Source organism: Halomonas sp. SL18_1 (assembly GCF_055755715.1).
In genome coordinates, this window is sequence record NZ_JBVTRK010000001.1 from 467,967 (window position 1) to 484,542 (window position 16,576).

Annotated in this window: 16 protein-coding genes and 3 pseudogenes; 16 read left to right on the forward strand and 3 right to left on the reverse strand. The window is 66.7% G+C overall.

Annotated elements, in window-relative coordinates; genetic code table 11:
- The first annotated feature begins 27 nt into the window (after positions 1 to 27).
- Positions 28 to 1,110, forward strand: a complete 1,083-nt coding sequence (hemE, locus tag ACSJDS_RS02385) for a uroporphyrinogen decarboxylase (RefSeq protein ID WP_473034955.1) — start codon at positions 28 to 30, stop codon at positions 1,108 to 1,110.
- A complete protein-coding gene (locus tag ACSJDS_RS02390; RefSeq protein ID WP_473031954.1) occupies positions 1,103 to 1,504 on the forward strand; it encodes a VanZ family protein in 402 nt (133 codons plus the stop codon). Before hemE ends, ACSJDS_RS02390 begins: the two co-directional genes overlap by 8 nt.
- Before the next feature lie 92 nt (positions 1,505 to 1,596).
- Here ACSJDS_RS02390 and ACSJDS_RS02395 read toward each other — a convergent pair whose 3' ends face one another.
- On the reverse strand, positions 1,597 to 2,127 hold the full coding sequence (locus tag ACSJDS_RS02395) for a peptidylprolyl isomerase (protein WP_473034956.1): 531 nt from the start codon (positions 2,125 to 2,127) through the stop codon (positions 1,597 to 1,599).
- A 354-nt stretch (positions 2,128 to 2,481) separates the two neighbouring features.
- Here ACSJDS_RS02395 and ACSJDS_RS02400 point away from each other — a divergent pair.
- From ACSJDS_RS02400 to ACSJDS_RS02455, 12 genes and pseudogenes are all read left to right on the forward strand, one after another.
- Positions 2,482 to 4,482 (forward strand): annotated as a pseudogene (locus ACSJDS_RS02400) (heme lyase CcmF/NrfE family subunit).
- Positions 4,482 to 5,027 (forward strand): DsbE family thiol:disulfide interchange protein, encoded by a 546-nt coding sequence (locus ACSJDS_RS02405; protein ID WP_473031955.1) that lies wholly within the window; start codon positions 4,482 to 4,484, stop codon positions 5,025 to 5,027. Before ACSJDS_RS02400 ends, ACSJDS_RS02405 begins: the two are co-directional and overlap by 1 nt.
- Positions 5,028 to 5,110: 83 nt before the next feature.
- A pseudogene (locus tag ACSJDS_RS02410) lies at positions 5,111 to 5,520 on the forward strand (cytochrome c-type biogenesis protein).
- A gap of 16 nt (positions 5,521 to 5,536) precedes the next feature.
- Complete coding sequence (ccmI, locus tag ACSJDS_RS02415) at positions 5,537 to 6,349, forward strand: c-type cytochrome biogenesis protein CcmI (RefSeq protein WP_473031956.1); 813 nt, start codon at positions 5,537 to 5,539, stop codon at positions 6,347 to 6,349.
- Positions 6,350 to 6,460: 111 nt separating this feature from the next.
- Positions 6,461 to 7,201, forward strand: a complete 741-nt coding sequence (locus ACSJDS_RS02420; protein ID WP_473031957.1) for a Crp/Fnr family transcriptional regulator — start codon at positions 6,461 to 6,463, stop codon at positions 7,199 to 7,201.
- A gap of 185 nt (positions 7,202 to 7,386) precedes the next feature.
- Positions 7,387 to 8,988, forward strand: coding sequence for a cytochrome D1 domain-containing protein (locus tag ACSJDS_RS02425; RefSeq protein WP_473031958.1), 1,602 nt, complete (start codon positions 7,387 to 7,389; stop codon positions 8,986 to 8,988).
- A 282-nt stretch (positions 8,989 to 9,270) separates the two neighbouring features.
- A pseudogene (locus tag ACSJDS_RS02430) lies at positions 9,271 to 9,644 on the forward strand (NapC/NirT family cytochrome c); the annotation flags it as partial.
- 138 nt (positions 9,645 to 9,782) lie between these two features.
- Positions 9,783 to 10,823, forward strand: coding sequence for an ethylbenzene dehydrogenase-related protein (locus ACSJDS_RS02435; protein WP_473034957.1), 1,041 nt, complete (start codon positions 9,783 to 9,785; stop codon positions 10,821 to 10,823).
- Between the two features lie 30 nt (positions 10,824 to 10,853).
- Positions 10,854 to 11,045 (forward strand): hypothetical protein, encoded by a 192-nt coding sequence (locus ACSJDS_RS02440; protein WP_473031959.1) that lies wholly within the window; start codon positions 10,854 to 10,856, stop codon positions 11,043 to 11,045.
- A complete protein-coding gene (locus tag ACSJDS_RS02445; RefSeq protein WP_473031960.1) occupies positions 11,042 to 11,239 on the forward strand; it encodes a cupredoxin domain-containing protein in 198 nt (65 codons plus the stop codon). Before ACSJDS_RS02440 ends, ACSJDS_RS02445 begins: the two co-directional genes overlap by 4 nt.
- Before the next feature lie 68 nt (positions 11,240 to 11,307).
- The gene (locus ACSJDS_RS02450) at positions 11,308 to 11,862 is read left to right on the forward strand and encodes a hypothetical protein (protein ID WP_473031961.1); all 555 of its coding nucleotides are present in this window, start codon (positions 11,308 to 11,310) and stop codon (positions 11,860 to 11,862) included.
- A 73-nt stretch (positions 11,863 to 11,935) separates the two neighbouring features.
- A complete protein-coding gene (locus tag ACSJDS_RS02455; RefSeq protein WP_473031962.1) occupies positions 11,936 to 12,352 on the forward strand; it encodes a copper-binding protein in 417 nt (138 codons plus the stop codon).
- Positions 12,353 to 12,419: 67 nt separating this feature from the next.
- On the opposite strand, the gene ACSJDS_RS02460 is transcribed toward ACSJDS_RS02455, so the two are convergent.
- Both ACSJDS_RS02460 and ACSJDS_RS02465 read right to left on the reverse strand, forming a co-directional pair.
- The gene (locus ACSJDS_RS02460) at positions 12,420 to 13,394 is read right to left on the reverse strand and encodes a sigma-54 interaction domain-containing protein (RefSeq protein ID WP_473031963.1); all 975 of its coding nucleotides are present in this window, start codon (positions 13,392 to 13,394) and stop codon (positions 12,420 to 12,422) included.
- 11 nt (positions 13,395 to 13,405) lie between these two features.
- Positions 13,406 to 14,089, reverse strand: coding sequence for a sulfite exporter TauE/SafE family protein (locus ACSJDS_RS02465; RefSeq protein ID WP_473031964.1), 684 nt, complete (start codon positions 14,087 to 14,089; stop codon positions 13,406 to 13,408).
- A 507-nt stretch (positions 14,090 to 14,596) separates the two neighbouring features.
- Here ACSJDS_RS02465 and ACSJDS_RS02470 point away from each other — a divergent pair.
- Together ACSJDS_RS02470 and ACSJDS_RS02475 are read left to right on the forward strand one after the other, a co-directional pair.
- Positions 14,597 to 15,079, forward strand: a complete 483-nt coding sequence (locus ACSJDS_RS02470; RefSeq protein ID WP_473031965.1) for a hypothetical protein — start codon at positions 14,597 to 14,599, stop codon at positions 15,077 to 15,079.
- Positions 14,968 to 16,563 (forward strand): TonB-dependent copper receptor, encoded by a 1,596-nt coding sequence (locus tag ACSJDS_RS02475; RefSeq protein ID WP_473034958.1) that lies wholly within the window; start codon positions 14,968 to 14,970, stop codon positions 16,561 to 16,563. The genes ACSJDS_RS02470 and ACSJDS_RS02475 overlap by 112 nt, the downstream gene beginning before the upstream one ends.
- Positions 16,564 to 16,576: the final 13 nt, after the last annotated feature.

Below are 16,576 nucleotides of genomic sequence, written 5' to 3' on the forward strand. Positions count from 1 at the left end.
CGACATTTCCTGTGGATGACCGCCTGCATGGAACTCAAGAACGATCGCTTTCTGCGCGCCCTGGCGCGTCAACCGGTAGACCGCACCCCGGTGTGGATGATGCGTCAGGCCGGCCGCTACCTGCCGGAGTACCGCGCCACCCGCGCCGAGGCCGGTAATTTCATGGACCTGTGCCGCAATCAGGACCTGGCCTGCGAGGTGACCCTGCAGCCGCTGGAGCGCTATCCGCTGGATGCCGCCATCCTGTTCTCGGATATCCTGACCATTCCCGATGCCATGGGGCTGGGGCTCTATTTCGAGACCGGCGAGGGGCCGAAATTCCGCAAGCCGGTGCGCACCGCCGACGAGGTGGCGGCGCTCAAGGCGCCGGATGCCGAGCGCGACCTCGACTACGTGATGCGTGCCGTCTCCACCATCCGCCACGAGCTGGGTGGCCGGGTGCCGCTGATCGGCTTCTCCGGCAGCCCCTGGACGCTGGCCACCTACATGGTCGAGGGCAGCTCCAGCAAGGACTTCCGCCATGTGAAGACCATGCTCTACGACACGCCCAGCGTGATGCATGAGCTGCTCGATACCCTGGCCACCGCGGTGACCGACTACCTCAACGCCCAGATTCGCGCCGGCGCCCAGGCGGTGCAGATCTTCGACACCTGGGGCGGGGCGCTCTCCACGCCGGCCTACCTGGAGTTCTCGCTGCGCTACATGGAGCAGATCGTCGCCGGCCTGATCCGCGAGCACGACGGTAGGCGCGTGCCGGTGATCCTGTTCACCAAGAACGGCGGCCAGTGGCTCGAGGACATCGCCCTGGCGGGCCCGGACGCGGTGGGCCTGGACTGGTCCACCGAGCTCTCCGATGCCCGCGCCCGGGTGGGCCACAAGGTGGCGCTGCAGGGCAACCTGGACCCCAACGTGCTGTTCGCCCGGCCCGCGGCGATTCGCGCCGAGGTGGCACGCATCCTCGACAGCTATGGCCAGGGCCCGGGCCACGTCTTCAATCTGGGGCACGGCATCAGCCAGTTTACCGACCCGGATCGCGTCACCGCCTTCATGGAGGCGCTCCACGAGCTGAGCCCCCAGTACCACCGCACCATCCAGCACCAGCATGCCTGAGACGCCAGGACCCTGGCGACGGCTCTGGCAGTGGTGTGACAGCAGCGACCGGCGCCGCCTATGGGCGGCGCTGGCCGTCGTGGGGGCGCTGGCGATCGCCCTGGGCAGCCTGACCCCGGGCAGCCAGATGCCCCAGAGCCTGCCCTGGGACGAGTTCAACCACTTCGTCGGCTATGGCGGCCTGGCGGGATTGGTGGGCCTGGCTGGCGTCAGGCTGCCCTGGGCCTTCGCCGGCGTGGTGCTCTACGGCGTCGTCATCGAGTTCCTGCAGATCCCGGTGCCGGGCCGCAGCGGCGGCGACGGATGGGATATGCTCGCCAATGCCCTGGGGGCAGGGGCGGCGCTACTGCTGCTCCATGCCCTGCGTCGCACCTGGCCGGCCAGGCACGGCTGAGCGCCAGGCCACGGCGGCCGGCACCGGCGCGATCGCCACCCGGCACGACGCCCCGTCACCGCAAGGTGACGGGGCGTCACTGCGTCTGGGGGTTACGGCAGTTCCGCGCGCTCGATGATGACCGGGGTCTCGGGGGCGTCCTGGAAGGGCCCCTGGGTACGGGTGGGCACCTGGCGAATGGCGTCGACCACCTCCATGCCGTCGACCACCTGACCGAAGACCGCATAGCCCCAGGTCTGGCCGGACTGCGTGCTCTGATGGTCGAGGAAGGTGTTGTCGGCAACGTTGATGAAGAACTGGGCGGTGGCGGAGTGGGGGGCGCCGGTGCGCGCCATGGCCAGGGTGCCGCGCTGGTTGGAAAGGCCATTGTTGGCCTCGTTGGTGATCGGGTCGCGGGTAGGCTTCTGGCGGAAGTCTTCATCGAAGCCGCCGCCCTGGACCATGAAACCGTCGATCACCCGGTGGAAGAGGGTGCCGTCGTAGTGACCCTCCTGCACATAGATCAAGAAATTGTTGACGCTCTCCGGGGCCTCTTCCTGGAACAGCTCGATGGCGATGGGGCCATGATTGGTGTGCAGGATGACGTCGGCAGCGGGGTCGTCGGCCTGGGCGGCGAGCGGCAGGATGCCGGCCACGAGTAGGGTCAGCAGGGGGCGTTTCAGCACGGTGGGCTCCTGTGAGAGTTGTCAGGCTGCCAGCTTAAGCGCTCGCGGCCCTGCTGTCAGGCACCGTGTAGCAGGGATTGCCGCTGCGACATCCGGCCACGGGGGATTGTTTGACGTGGGTCAGAAGTGGCCGGAGTAAAGAGGTATCCCGTATGGATTTTATGCGGCTTTCCCGGACCATTCCAGGCATGCAGGTCGAGTCGGCGGCTTCCCGATGCGGGCAGGGTCGCGGCCTCGGCCAGGGATGTCCAGATCCTGACCGGCCGTGCGGTGCTCCTGTCTCGGTCGATTCAGGCAGGAGGTAGCCAATCCATGGTGGCGGAACTCGGAAACTTTGCACTCATTCTGGCGCTATGCCTGGCCCTGGTCCAGAGCGTACTGCCGCTGCTGGGCGCCCAGCGAGGGGATGCGCGACTGATGCGCACGGGGCGCTTTCTCGCCGCGGGACAGTTCGTCTTTCTGACGCTCTCCTACGCGGTGTTGACCTGGGCCTTCGTGGTCAGCGACTTCTCGGTGCGCTACGTGGCCAGCCACTCGAGCCTGACCCAGCCGCTGATGTACAAGATCACCGCAGTCTGGGGGGGCACGAGGGCTCGCTGCTGCTGTGGGTCTGGTTGCTGGGCGCCTGGGGCGTCGCGGCGGCAATCTTCAGCAAGTCGCTGCCGCGCGAGATGCTGGCGCGGGTGCTGGGCGTGCTGGGCATGGTCTCGGTGGGCTTCATCGCCTTCACCGTCTTCACCTCCAACCCCTTCGATCGCGTCGTGCCCGGGCCCGTCGATGGCCGCGGCATGAATCCGCTGCTCCAGGACCCGGGGATGATCCTGCACCCGCCGCTGCTCTACATGGGCTACGTCGGCACTGCCGTGGTCTTCGCCTTCGCCATCGCCGCCCTGCTGGGGGGCGCCTGGACGCCGCCTGGGCGCGCTGGTCGCGGCCCTGGACCACCGTGGCCTGGGTATTTCTCACCATGGGCATCGCCATCGGCAGCTGGTGGGCCTACTACGAGCTGGGCTGGGGCGGCTGGTGGTTCTGGGATCCGGTGGAGAACGCCTCCTTCCTGCCCTGGCTGACTGCCACCGCCCTGATCCACTCCCTGGCGGTCTCCGAGAAGCGCGGCGGCTTCAAGGTGTGGTCCCTGATGCTGGCGATCATCACCTTCGCGCTGGTCGTGCTGGCGGCCTTTATCGTGCGCTCGGGGGTGATCACCTCGGTGCACGCCTTCGCCACCGACCCGGAGCGCGGGGTCTTCATTCTCGGCATGCTGGCGCTGACCCTGCTCGGCTCCTTGACCGTCTACGCCTGGCGGGCGCCCAAGGTGGGCCTCGGCGGCGCCTTCCACTGGTACTCCCGGGAGTCGCTGCTGCTGGCCAACAACGTGCTGCTGGCGGTGGCCTGCACGGCGGTATTCATCGGCACCCTCTACCCGCTGGCGCTGGATGCCTTCGGTCTCGGCAAGATCTCCGTGGGCCCTCCCTACTTCGACGCGGTGTTCGCCCCGCTGATGCTGCCGCTGCTGCTGCTGGTCGGCCTCGGGCCTTCGGTCATGTGGAAGCAGGCCGACCCCGGGCAGACCTTTCGCCAGCTGCGCTGGGTGCTGGCGGTCAGCGTGATCGCCGGCGGGCTATGGCCGCTCACCGTGGGCGCCTGGCGCCCGCTTACCGCGCTGTCGCTGATGCTGGCGACCTGGATCATCCTCACCGCCCTGCTGGATATCCACAAGCGCATGGGCAGCGCCCGCCAGCCCCTGGCCGCCCGGCTCAAGAAGGTCATGCGCCGAGCTTTCTCGGTATGCACCTGGCCCACGTGGGGCTGGCGCTGATCGTGGTCGCCATCGCCATGGTGAATACCTATGAGGTGGAGCGTGACGTGCGCATGGAGACGGGCGAGCGCGCCTCGGCGGCCGGCTACGACTTCACCCTCCAGCGCATGGAGGCGGTGCGCGGCCCCAACTGGGACGCCGACCAGGCGGTGGTCGAGGTGTCGCGCAACGGCAAGCCGGTGGCCACCTTGCTGCCCCAGCGTCGCTACTACGACACCCAGCCCAACAACCCCATGCACCAGGCCTCACTGCACCGGGCGCCGACCCGCGACGTCTACGTCTCGCTGGGCGAGCGCCTGGTGGGTGACGCCTGGAGCTTCCGGCTCTACTACAAGCCCTACATGTTCTGGATGTGGACCGGTGCCATCCTGCTCTCCCTGGGGGGGCTGCTGGCGGCCGGCGACAAGCGCTACCGGCTGGCGCGCCACCGCGCCGGTGCCCGGCGTGAGGCAGAGCGCCCCAGCGCCGTGGCCGCTCGGGAGGTGACCCCCTGATGAACCTACGTCTGCTGATTCCGCTGGTGGCGGTGTCTGCCCTGCTGGGGCTGCTGTTCATCGGCCTGGGCATGAACTCCCGCGACCTACCCTCGCCGCTGGTGGGCCAGCTGGCCCCGGCCTTCGAGCTGGAAGCGCTGGAGGATGCCGGGCGCACCCTCACCGAGCAGGATTTCGTCGGCGAGGTGGCGCTGGTCAATGTCTGGGCCACCTGGTGCAGCACCTGTCGTCAGGAAAAGCCCCTGCTGATGGAGCTGGCCCGGGGCGGCATCCCGATTCACGCCTTCAACTACCGCGATGAGCGCGAGGCGGCGGTGCGCTACCTGGACGTCAGCGGCAGTCCCTACCAGGTCATCGCCTACGACCCCAAGGGGGACGCCGGCATGGACTGGGGCGTCTACGCCACGCCCGAGACCTACGTGCTCGATCACCGAGGCATCATCCGCTACAAGCGCATCGGCCCGTTGAATCGCCAGCTGCTGCTCGACGAGGTGTTGCCGCTGGTCGAGAAACTTCGCGCCGAGCAGGAGGCCGCCCAGTCATGACGCATCGATTCTCCCATCCGGCTCGCGGCCTACCGCTGGGGCTGGTCGCCCTGGTCGCTTGGCTGCTGCCGGCCGGCCTGGCCATGGCGCTGGCCATCGGCGAGCCCATCGCCTTCGAGACCGAGGCCCAGCAGCGCCAGTACGAGACCCTGGTGCGCGAGCTGCGCTGCACGGTGTGCCAGAGCGAAACCATCCATGAGTCCAACGCCGAGCTCGCCGCCGACATGCGTCGGCGGGTCTACCAGATGACCCTGGACGGCCATGACGGCGACGCCATCGTCGACTTCATGGTGGCCCGCTACGGGACTACGTGCGCTACCGGCCGCCACTGCAGGCCAATACCGCCCTGCTGTGGGCTAGCCCCTTTCTGCTGGCCCTGATTGGCCTCGGCGCCTGGTGGCAGATCATACGCGGGCGCCGGCAGATGGCGGTGCGCCCCGAGTTTACCGAGCAGGAGCGCGCCGCGCTCAAGCGACTGGATCGCGGCGAGTGATCCCCGGAGGTGATGGATGAACGGTCTCTTTCTCTTGTTTGCCTTGGCTCTGTGTCTGCTGGCGCTGGCCTTCGTGGTGATCCCGCTGCTGCGTGAGCCGCCTCGGGGAGACATCGAGTCACAGCGTGCGGTCAACCTGGCGATACATCGCGACCGGGTGCGCGAGCTGGACCAGGACCTGACGACGGGCACCCTGACCCAGGCGCAGTACGACATCGCCCTGGCCGACCTGGAGCGCGAGCTGCTCGACACCGGTGTCATCGACCCGGAAGCGCCACGCCATGAGGCGCCGCCAGGCGTCGGGCGCCTGCCCCGGGTGGCGGCCTTGGCCAGCGTTGCCGCGGTGCCCTTCCTGGCGGTGGGTATCTATCTCAGCGTGGGCCATGCCGAGGAGGTCTTTGCCACTCAGCCGCCGCCGGGGACCATGCCGGCGGCCTCCCAGGAGGCGCCGCCCAGCGATGAGCAGCTGCAGCGAGAGTTCGAACGACTCGCCCAGCAGCTGCAGGGGCGGCTGGCCCAGGAGCCGGACGACCTGGAGAGCTGGGTGCTGCTGGGCCGGACCCTGGTCTTTCTCGACGACCTGGAGGGGGCCGAGCGCGCCTTCCGCGAGGCCATGCGCCACGGCGGCGAGCGCGACCCCGACCTGCTCACCCGCTACGCCGATGTGCTGGCCGAGCGTCAGGGCAGCCTCGCCGGTGAGCCCATGGCGCTGATCGAGCAGGCGCTGGTGCTGGACCCGACCACGCCCAGGGGCTGTGGATGGCCGGCACCCAGGCCTTCGATGCCAATGAGCTGGACGTGGCCCGGCGCTACTGGGAGCGGCTGCTGAACACCCTGGATGAGGACTCCGCCGAGGCCGAGATCATCCGCGGCAACCTGGCCCAGGTCGCCCAGGCGGCCGAACAGGGTGGATCCTGAATGCATAGTCGAGGAGGTGCTCATGAAGACGCCGCTGAGCCGTGACGCCCTGCAGGCTGTCCGGCAGGTCCCCCTGTTCACCGGGCTGGAGGATGACACCCTGGCGCTGCTGACCGGCGGCGCCCTGGAGCGCAGCTATCGGCGCGGGACCCTGCTGTTCAGCGAGGGAGAGCCGGCGGATCGCTTCTATGTGGTGCTGGACGGCTGGGTCAAGCTGTTCCGCGAGAGCCCCGATGGCAACGAGTGCATGGTAGGGCTCTTCACCCGGGGGGAGTCCTTTGCCGAGGCGGCCATGTTCGACCGACTCGGTTTCCCGGTGCATGCCGCGGTGGCCGAGGATGCCCGGCTGCTGATCTTCACCGCCGATCACTTCCTCTCGACCCTCGAACAGAACCACGAACTGGCGCTCAATCTGCTGGCCAACCTCTCGGCCATGCTGCGCTACCTGGTGCGCCAGCTCGACCAGCTGACCAACCAGCCCACCTACCAGCGCCTGGCCGCCTTTATCGTCTCGCTATGCCCGCGCGATGCCCAGCGCGCCACTGTCTGCCTGCCCTGCGACAAGTTGTTGATTGCTGGGCGGTTGGGCATGAAGCCGGAGAGCTTTTCGCGGGCCATGGCGCGGCTGCGTGAGGTCGGCGTGCACTGTGAGCGCAACTGCGTGGAAGTGGCCGATGTCGACGCCCTGCTGCGCTTCGCCAACGGCTGTGAGGGGGCCGAAACAACCCCTCGGAGCGATTTCTCGACCCTACCTCTGACATAAGTCAACTCCAGTATGCATCAATTGACAGTGGTCAAGTGAGCAGGGGCGAAAACTGCTACTACTAAGCCTAGGTGGAGGGTGGCTGATGGTAGTGGCCGATAGCTGACGGTATCGGCCCTGCCGGACACCCGCCAGGCACTACCCCAAGGGGAAACCAAGCGAGGCACGTTATGCACAAGAGAGCATTGAGCAAGGGGATTTTCGCCCTCAGCTTCCCGCTGGCCGCCATGATGGGCACCGCCCAGGCCGCGGCGCCAGAAATGACCGCGGAAGAGATGGACCGCGCCAGCGACATCTACTTCCAGCGCTGCGCCGGCTGCCACGGCACCCTGCGTAAGGGCGCCACCGGCCCGGGCCTGCTGCCCGAAGATACCATCGAGATGGGTCAGCGCCGGCTGGAGAGCATCATCACGCTGGGCACCGAAGGCGGGATGAACAACTTCGACGGCATCCTCAGCGAAGAAGAGATCACTCTGATCACGAAGTACATCCAGCAGGCCCCGGAAGAGCCGCCGGAGATGTCCCTGGCCGATATCCGCGACACCTGGGAAATTCTGGTGCCGCAGGATCAGTGGCCTACCGAGCCCCAGCACGATCGCAACTGGGAAAACTTCATGGTCACCATCCTGCGTGACCGTGGCGCCATGGGCATCATCGACGGCGACACCAAGGAGCTGGTCACCGAGGCCGAGACCGGCTACGCCGTGCACGTGGCCAAGTCGAGCTCCGACGGCCGCTTCTGGTACGTCCAGGGCCGCGACGGTCGCCTCTCCAAGATCGACCTGTGGATGGACCCGCCCCAGGTGACCGCTGAGGTGTTCATCGGTATCGACGCCCGCGACGTAGCGGTCTCCAAGTACGGCGAGTGGAAGGACAAGTACGTCATCGGCGGCGGCTACTGGCCCCCGCACTTCGTCATCGCCGACGCCGAGACCATGGAGCCGCTCAAGGTCGTCTCCACCCGCGGCTACGACACCGAGGGCAACTACGTCCACGAGGCCCGCGTGGCGGCGCTCTATGACACGCCCATGGCGCCCTCCTTCCTGGTCAACGTCAAGGAGACCGGGCAGGTCTGGCAGGTCGATTACAGCGATATCGACAACCTGCGCATCGATCACATTGCCTCGGCCGAGTACCTGCACGACGGCTTCTTCGATTCGACCGGCCGCTACTTCATGATCGCGGCCAACTTCAGCAACAAGATGGCCTTCATCGACACCTTAGAGCGCAAGCTGGTCAGCCTGCTCAATACCGGTGATATCCCCCACCCGGGGCCGGGCGCCAACTGGATCGACCCGGAGTGTGGTCCGGTGGCCGGCACCACCCACCTGGGCCAGGGGCTGGTGACCTTCTGGGGTACCGACCCGGAGAACCATCCGGACCACGCCTGGGAGATCTGCGGCACCGTCGAGACCGACGGCCCGGGGCTCTTCCTGCGTAGCCATCCGGACTCCCCGCACGTCTGGATCGACCAGTCCATGCACCCGGAGGCCTTCGCCAATCAGTGGGTCCAGGTCATGAACAAGGAGACCCGCGAGCTGACCCCGATCCATGTGGCGGATCGTCCCCCGGAGCATGACGCCGTGGCGCTTCACATGGAGTACGACCAGTCCGGTACCGAGGTATGGGTCTCCATCTGGGCCCGCGGCCGCGGCCACCAGGACGATGGTGCCATCATCATCTACGACGACAAGACCATGGAAGAGATCGGTCGAGTCGAGAACCTGAACACGCCGACCGGCAAGTTCAACGTCTACAACCGCAAGGCTAAGTACCTGCGCAGCTAAGCCGACCGCCGGGGCGCCCCCAGGGCGCCCCGGCCCTTCTTCAGCCGTTTCGTGCCAGGCAGGGCCACGGAGCCGCTGAAGAAGGGGCCGGCACCATAACCATAACAAGGCGCAGGTCAGGCTGATGAAGGCAATAACGGGTGTCATGACAAATTCGGGAGAGTGATCATGGGGGAGCGTCTACGCAATTGGCGCAAGTTGACGATCATGGGGGCCTCGCTGGGGGCCGCCGCGGTCTTTTTCGTGGCCGGCATCCTGTTCTGGGGGGGCTTCAACACGGTGATGGAGGCCACCAACAGCATGAAGTTCTGCAGCACGGCCTGCCACGAGATGACCTGGGTGCACGAGGAGTATCTCGACCGGCCGCACTACCAGAACGCCACCGGGGTGGGAGCCACCTGCTCCGACTGCCACGTGCCGGATGATTGGGGGCCCAAGATGATCCGTAAGATCGAGGCCAGCCGCGAGGTGTGGCACTGGATGTTGGGGACCATCAACACCAAGGAGAAGTTCGAGGACAAGCGGCTGCACCTGGCCGAGAACGTCTGGCGCTCGATGCTGCGCACCGACTCGCGTGAGTGTCGCAACTGCCATGACTGGTCGGCCATGGATCTCGAAGAGCAGGCCCCCGTGCGGCCCGTGAGCACGCCCGCGCCTTCGAGCAGGGCCAAACTTGCATCGAGTGCCACCAGGGCATCGCCCACGAGCTGCCGGAAGACTGGGACGAGTCCGAGGTGTGGGCCGCACGCTTTGCGCATGATACCGATGCCGACCTCGACCGCGGTGAGCCAGAAATGCCGCTGGAAGCCGAAGATCTGGGTGAGGCCGTGGTGGCCGAGGGCGATATCGCCTCGACCCTGGACTGGGACGACGTTCCGGCGCTGGACGTGACCCTGTTCCTGCCTGGCCAGGCCTCCATCGAGTGGATCCAGGACGGCAGCGAGCATGGCGGCGGCCGTGCCTTCAGCTTCGGCGATCGCTGCATCTGGTGTCATGCTGGCGAAGAGGAGCAGATCGGTCAGATGGCGGTCGATGCCGAGAAGTTCGAGACCTTCGATCTGGGCGACAAGCGCGGCCACGTTCCGATGACCGTGCAGGCCTCCTTCGACGACGACTACCTGTTCATGCGCTTCCAGTGGGAGGCCGGCGAGCACGCGCCGCTGCCCTTCGTCGACGGCGGCCGCATGGATCCCGACAATCCCATGAAGCTGACCGTGAGCTTCGCCGACGAGCGCGTCGACATGGCCGACCGCGGCGGCTGCTGGGCGAGCTGCCACCACGACTCCACCTACATGCCGGATGCCCCGGATGAGGAGACCCTGGCGCAGTCCGAGCTGGCCGAGCGCCTCGACCTGATGAACGGGGTCACCAAGTACCTCACCGAAAGCCGCACCGAGATCGAGATCCGTGGTCGTCGCGGTGCCGCCCGCGGGGGCTGGGACAAGCTCCGTGAGGAGGAGGAGATCGCCGAGCTGCTGAGCGGTGGCGCTTACCTGGACGTGGCGCGCTTCAAGAGCGGCGATGCGCTGACCGAGAGCGGCTACATCCTCGAGCAGCGTCACCTCTCCGAGAGCGAGGCGGTGGTGATGACCGCCGAGGAAGCGGACGGTGTCTGGACCGCCTACCTGACTCGGGCCCTGCGCACCGGCGTAGAAGGCGACAAGCCGCTGTCCACCGATGGGAAGTACAGCTTCAACGTCGCCCTGCACGATGACTACGCCTCATCGCGCTTCCACCACGTCTCTTGGCAGTACGGCCTGGCCTTCGACGCCGAGATCCCGGGCGACTTCGAGGACGACATGGTAGAAATCAACGCTACGCGCATCACCCGGTGATGCGCCCCGGCACCAGAGGAGCAAGTCGCAATGCGTAAATGTCTTCTCACTCTTGGCGCCAGCCTGCTGGCCACCCTGCTGATGAGCGGGGCGGCCCAGGCCGGCAGCGAGAAAGAGGCTAACGGCGCCGTTGACGATGATGTGGTCGTGGTGGACATGGTGAACATGGAGTTTCTCCCGGCGGAACTGGAGATACCCCCGGTACGACGGTGCGCTGGGTGAACGCCACGAGTCGCTCCTTCCACGACGTGTATTTCCCGGACGAGGACATCGGCTCGCCGCTGCGCATGCTCCCGGATGAGAGCTGGGAGCGCACCTTCGACGAACCCGGCACCTACGAATACATCTGCCGACCGCATGAGCAGCGTGGCATGGTGGGCGTGGTCCGTGTGGTCGAAGCGAGCGACGACGAGTAGCCGGTCAGGGAGCGACCTGATTCAAGCAGCAAGCGGTGCGGTGATGCACCGGCAACAGAGGAGTTCGCATGGCGAAAACCACTCAACTGGCAGCCTGGGCCACCGGGCTGCTGACCGCCCTGGCGCTGTCCACGGCCGGCGCCGCGGTGGCGGCGGAAGGCCCCAGCGGCTATCGCAGCGCCGATTTCGGGATGTCCGCCGAGGCGGTGATGGAGCGCCTCGAGGCGGATAGCATCGTCAACGTTTCGGTGCAGGAAATCGGCGACGGCGATGTGATCATCGACGGTGAGCTGCAGGCCGAGGGCGAACCGGATACCGATGTGCGCTACGTCTTCCCCGGCGGCAACGACCAGTTGGCGCTGGTGGTGGCCTTCCACCCTCAGGTGGAGGACTATGCCAGCGTCAAGGAGCAGCTCGAGGCGCGCTACGGTCAGCCCTGGGCAGAAGAGATGGCCGAATGGTGGTTCGAGCAGCTCAAGGACGGCATGCCCGAGGAGCCCCAGAGCCTGAGCGTGTGGGGCGGCGAGGGCGAAGAGATGACCGAGCGGGGTCGCTTCGTGCGCCTCTGGTCCTTCGACGACTACCTCTCGGTGGAGTATCTCGACACTCGGCTGTTTCACTGATGGGCAGTGAAAACAGCGCTTTCACCCTTCAGCCGCCCTTCGGGGCGGCTGTTTCGATAGAGGACATCGAGCCATGAAGATAGCGACTCTGCCGGCGCTGCTGGCGGCCGCCGCGCTCAGCCTGTCGGTCCATGCCGGCGAGGACCATCACGGCCATGGGGCGCATGGGGAGGATCATGCCCATGGCGAAGCGGAAGCCGCGGCGGGCCCCTTCGCGGTGCGCGGTATCTTCCTCGGGCATGATCCGAGCGAAGGGCGGGTGACCCTGGCCCACGAGGCCATTCCCGATGTGATGATGGCCATGCGCATGCACCTCTTCCTGCCGGAAGGCGAGGCGGTGCCGGCGCTCGAGCCCGGCGACAAGGTGGCCTTCCAGCTGTACAGCCGCATCGACGCCGGTCAGCGCTGGTACGCCCAGGGCTTCGAGCCGCTGCCCGAGGGGACCGAGCTGACGCTGCCGGACACTCTGCGCGAGGCGATCGGCCACTGAGCCAACCCTGAGTGGGAGTCCGCGACAAGGCGCTGCCCCTACGGGGTAGCGCCTTGTCGTAGGCGGGTCAGGCGATGGCGTGCTTTTTCATCCGATAGAGCAGGGTGTCGCGGGTCAGCCCCAGCAGTCGTGCCGCCCGGGAGCGGTTTCCCTGGGCTTGTTCCAGCGCCTGACGGATCAGCTGCCCCTCCAGCGCCTCGAGGCTTACCCCACCGGCGGGCAGCTGCCAAGGGGCGTTAGCCTGACGAGGCGTGGCGGCCTGCAGCCAGTCGTCGGGGAGGTCGTCGGCGCCAATGGTGCGTCCGTGCATCAGCACCACGCAGCGCTCGATGAGGTTGCGGAGTTCGCGAACATTGCCGGGCCATGGATGGCCGGCGAGCCGGCTCAGCAGGTCGCTGGCAAGCCTGGGGGGCGCGACGCCATGGCGGCTGGCAAGCTCCTCGCAGAAGCGCCGCGCGAGCAGCGGCAGGTCGCCATCGCGTTCACGCAGCGGCGGCAGCTCCAATGGAATGACGTGCAGGCGATAGAAGAGGTCCTCGCGGAAGGTGCCATCTGCGACCCGGGTGCGAAGGTCCTGATGGGTGGCGGCCAGGATACGGACATCGACCCGCTCCACGCGCCCGGCGCCCAGCGCCTGGCACTCTCCGTACTCCAGAAAGCGCAGCAGCTTGGCTTGTGCGGCCGGTGGCAGCTCGGCCACCTCGTCGAGAAACAGGGTGCCGCCGTGAGCCTGCTGCACGCGGCCGGGGGTGTCGGCCTGGGCCCCGGTGAAGGCGCCGCGCTGGTAGCCGAACAGCTCGGACTCGACCAGATCCTCGGGGAGTGCAGCGCAGTTCAGGGTAACCCAGGGGCCCTGAGCACGGCGGCTGCTCTGGTGCACCAGGCGTGCCAGCAGCTCCTTGCCGGTGCCGCTCTCGCCCAGGATCAACACCGTGGCGTCGGTAGCGGCCACCAGGCGCGCAGAGCGCACCACCGCCTGCAGCGCGGGGGAATCGCCGATCAGCTCGAAGCGCGAGGCGTGGTTTACCGTAACCCTGTTCATCCGATCTCCCTTCAAGGCCCGCCCCAGTGGGTGAGCATCGGCGGCACCGGGGCCAGTACGATGATGATCAGCCCGGCCAGCCTGCGCGTGGCCGGTGCGCGCAACGTGGCGGCCGCGCTGCTGGCCATGACGCCGACGGTGAACAGCATCGGCATGGTGCCAAGGCCGAAGAACAGCATGAACAGCGCGCCGCGCAGGGCATCCTCCGTGGTCAGGCTGTAGACCAGCGCGGAGTAGACCAGGCCACAGGGCAGCCAGCCCCACACCAGCCCGAAGCCATAGGCCTGATAGAGGCGCTGGACCGGCAGCAGCCGCCGCCCCAAAGGTTCCAGGTAGCGCCACAGTGGGCGTCCCACCGCCTCGATACGCGCGAAGCGGGGAAACCAGCCGCCGATATAGAGCCCGACCGCGACCAGAAAGCCGGCCCCCAGCAGCGTCATCAGCGGGCGGTGGGTAGCGCCCACGGCGCCGCTCAGCATCCCGGCGCTGCCGGCGACCAGGGCGCCGGCCAGCAGATAGCTGCTGATACGTCCGGCGTTGTAGGTCAGGTTGAAACCCATCAGCCTGCGCGGTCTCGCTCGCACCTCGGGGGCTAGGCTGAACGTCAAAGCGCCTGCAATGCCGCCGCACATGCCCAGACAGTGGGTGCTGCTGAGTAGCCCCAGCAGAAAGGCGATGGTCCACTCAGCCGGCATGACGGCTTGCTCCCCGGATGTGCCGCGGCAATCGCTTGCGTAATCTCACCATGCTGTGTCATCTGCCTTGACCGGCGTGGCAGATGACACAAGCATACTCAGGCAGCGGGTCGGCTGTCGCCTGCCAGGACAGGAAAAGTGCGGAAACAGGCCTGTCAAATCAAGGAGATGTATATTCATGGTGGTAATGGCTAACATTGGCATGAAAGCTGCTTATAAATAATACCGTTTCGTTAGAAAGAAGCCCTTGCACGGCCCCGCTCGGGGCCGTTTTTTTGCCTGCTATCTGCTTCTTGCACCGTGGGTGCGATGTGGCATTTGCCTTGCTGATCCGGGCATTTAACCTGTTCGACGCCGGGCGAGGTATCCGCGGGCGGGTCATGCCGTCTTGTCCTGACGGAAAATTTTCCTTTATGTCAGTGTGTTAGCTATTTTCAGCGGGCTTGGGTCATAACTGGCACCTGTTTTGCCTATTAAGGCGGCCATTACTTGATTCGAGAGCCCAATATGCTGCATCACTCCCTATCGTTTCGCCAGCCTCTGGCGGTCGCCGTTTCCCTGTTCACCTGGCAGGTCGCCATGGCGGCGGATCAGGCGCCGCTTGCCTCGCCGGCCATGTCGACCCTGGTCATCACCGCGCCGGCCATGGCCGATCCCTACACGGTCTCCACCGATGCGCGCCAGCCGCGTCTTCCGCTGCCGGCTCAAGACGGCGGCGCCTTCCTCAAGTCAATCCCCGGCTTTGCCGTCAGCCGTAAAGGGGGCACCAGCGGCGATCCCGAACTGCGCGGACTGGGCGGCTCACGGCTGGCCATCCAGGCCGGTGGAACGAGCATCCTGGGGGATGCGGCGGACGCATGGACCCGCCGACCGCCTATATCTTTCCCCAGGCCTATGATCGCGTCGAGATCATCAAAGGGCCTCAGAGCGTGCGCTACGGCGTGGCCCCGGCCGGGGTGGTGCGCTTCGAACGCGACAAGCCGGTGCTGACCGAGTCTACCGTGGAGGGTTTCGCCAGCACCACCCTGGGTAGCCACGACCGCTTCGATCTGGTGGGCGATATGACTGCCGGGAATCAGGATGGCTATGTGCGCCTGATTGGTACGCTTTCCGATCAAGATGACTATCAGGACGGTGACGGCAACGAGGTCCATTCGCAGTACCATCGCTGGAGCGGTACCGCCATTGTCGGCTGGACGCCGGATTCCGACACCCGCATCGAGCTTGCCTACGACCGCAGCGATGCCGAAGCCGCCTATGACGATCGCGGCATGGACGGCACCGAGTTCGCTCGTACCGGCTATACTCTGAGCGTGACGCGTCAGAACCTGGCACCCTGGCTGACCGAGGTCGAGGCAACGGCCTATTACAACTACGTCGATCATGTCATGGACAACTTCCGCCTGCGTGAGGCGCCGATGATGGCCATGGCCAGCAATCCCGACCGGCGTACCCAGGGCGCCCGGCTGGCCGCGGAACTTCTGCTCGGCGAGGCGACCTTCCTGTCGACTGGCCTCGACTATACCGAGAATCGCCACCGCTGGCGGGGCACCACGAGCTGGCGCGAGCAGCCGCGCAGCGGGCGTGCCGAATTCACCGATCTGGGGGCCTTCGCCGAGATCGAGCATGAGCTGGGCGCGCGCAGCTGGTTGACCCTTGGCCTGCGCGTCGACCGCACCGAGGCCGAGGCGCTCGATCCGGCAGGCTTCGGCGGCGCCGAGCGGGGCGAGACCGAGCGCTCGACCCTGTGGAGCGGCTTCGCTCGCTATGAGTATGCGCTGGACGAGCAGCCGCTGAGTCTGTTCGCCGGGCTGGGGCGCGCCGAGCGGGCCGGCGACTTCTGGGAGCGCAACCGGGTCTTCGATCTCGGCACCGAGTCGCTGACACAGCTCGACAGCGGTGCGAGCTGGCGAGGAGAGCGCCTGAGCGCCAATCTGTCGCTCTTCTACGGCTGGTATGACGACTACATCCTGGTGGACGAGTCTGGAAGCGGTCCGCGGGCGCGCAACATCGATGCCACGACCTATGGCGCCGAGGCCGACATGGCGGTGAACCTCACTGACAGCTGGAGCCTGAGCGCCTCCCTGGCCTGGGTGCGCAGCGACAACGACACCGACGATCTACCGCTTGCCCAGACCCCGCCGCTGGAGGCCACCCTGGGGCTGGACTATGCGCAAAATGCCTATTTCGGCGGCGTGCTGTGGCGTGGCGTGATGCGCCAGGATCGTATCGCCGAGGGGCAGGGCACCATCTACAGCCTGGATACCGACGAGACCCCGGGATTTGCCACGGTGTCGGCCTATGCCGGCCGCGAGCTTTTCCACAACACCAGGCTGACGCTGGGTGTGGATAACCTCTTCGACCGCACCTATGCCGAGCATATTCAGCGCGGCAGCGCTGACCTGGGCGCCTCGGATGCACGGGTGAACGAGCCTGGCCGCACCCTGTGGGCCGATCTCACCACCCGCTTCTGAGCCCATGACGGCG

What these genes read in the sequence shown, in the direction of transcription:
- ACSJDS_RS02390 (WP_473031954.1), top strand. Translation starts at nt 1,103, where the DNA reads ATGCCTGAGACGCCAGGACCCTGGCGACGGCTCTGGCAGTGGTGTGAC.
- ACSJDS_RS02435 (WP_473034957.1), top strand. Translation starts at nt 9,783, where the DNA reads ATGCCGCTGGAAGCCGAAGATCTGGGTGAGGCCGTGGTGGCCGAGGGC.
- ACSJDS_RS02440 (WP_473031959.1), top strand. Translation starts at nt 10,854, where the DNA reads ATGCGTAAATGTCTTCTCACTCTTGGCGCCAGCCTGCTGGCCACCCTG.
- ACSJDS_RS02420 (WP_473031957.1), top strand. Translation starts at nt 6,461, where the DNA reads ATGAAGACGCCGCTGAGCCGTGACGCCCTGCAGGCTGTCCGGCAGGTC.
- ACSJDS_RS02465 (WP_473031964.1), bottom strand. Translation starts at nt 14,089, where the DNA reads ATGCCGGCTGAGTGGACCATCGCCTTTCTGCTGGGGCTACTCAGCAGC.
- ccmI (WP_473031956.1), top strand. Translation starts at nt 5,537, where the DNA reads ATGAACGGTCTCTTTCTCTTGTTTGCCTTGGCTCTGTGTCTGCTGGCG.
- hemE (WP_473034955.1), top strand. Translation starts at nt 28, where the DNA reads ATGGAACTCAAGAACGATCGCTTTCTGCGCGCCCTGGCGCGTCAACCG.
- ACSJDS_RS02470 (WP_473031965.1), top strand. Translation starts at nt 14,597, where the DNA reads ATGCTGCATCACTCCCTATCGTTTCGCCAGCCTCTGGCGGTCGCCGTT.
- ACSJDS_RS02455 (WP_473031962.1), top strand. Translation starts at nt 11,936, where the DNA reads ATGAAGATAGCGACTCTGCCGGCGCTGCTGGCGGCCGCCGCGCTCAGC.
- ACSJDS_RS02460 (WP_473031963.1), bottom strand. Translation starts at nt 13,394, where the DNA reads ATGAACAGGGTTACGGTAAACCACGCCTCGCGCTTCGAGCTGATCGGC.
- ACSJDS_RS02450 (WP_473031961.1), top strand. Translation starts at nt 11,308, where the DNA reads ATGGCGAAAACCACTCAACTGGCAGCCTGGGCCACCGGGCTGCTGACC.
- ACSJDS_RS02405 (WP_473031955.1), top strand. Translation starts at nt 4,482, where the DNA reads ATGAACCTACGTCTGCTGATTCCGCTGGTGGCGGTGTCTGCCCTGCTG.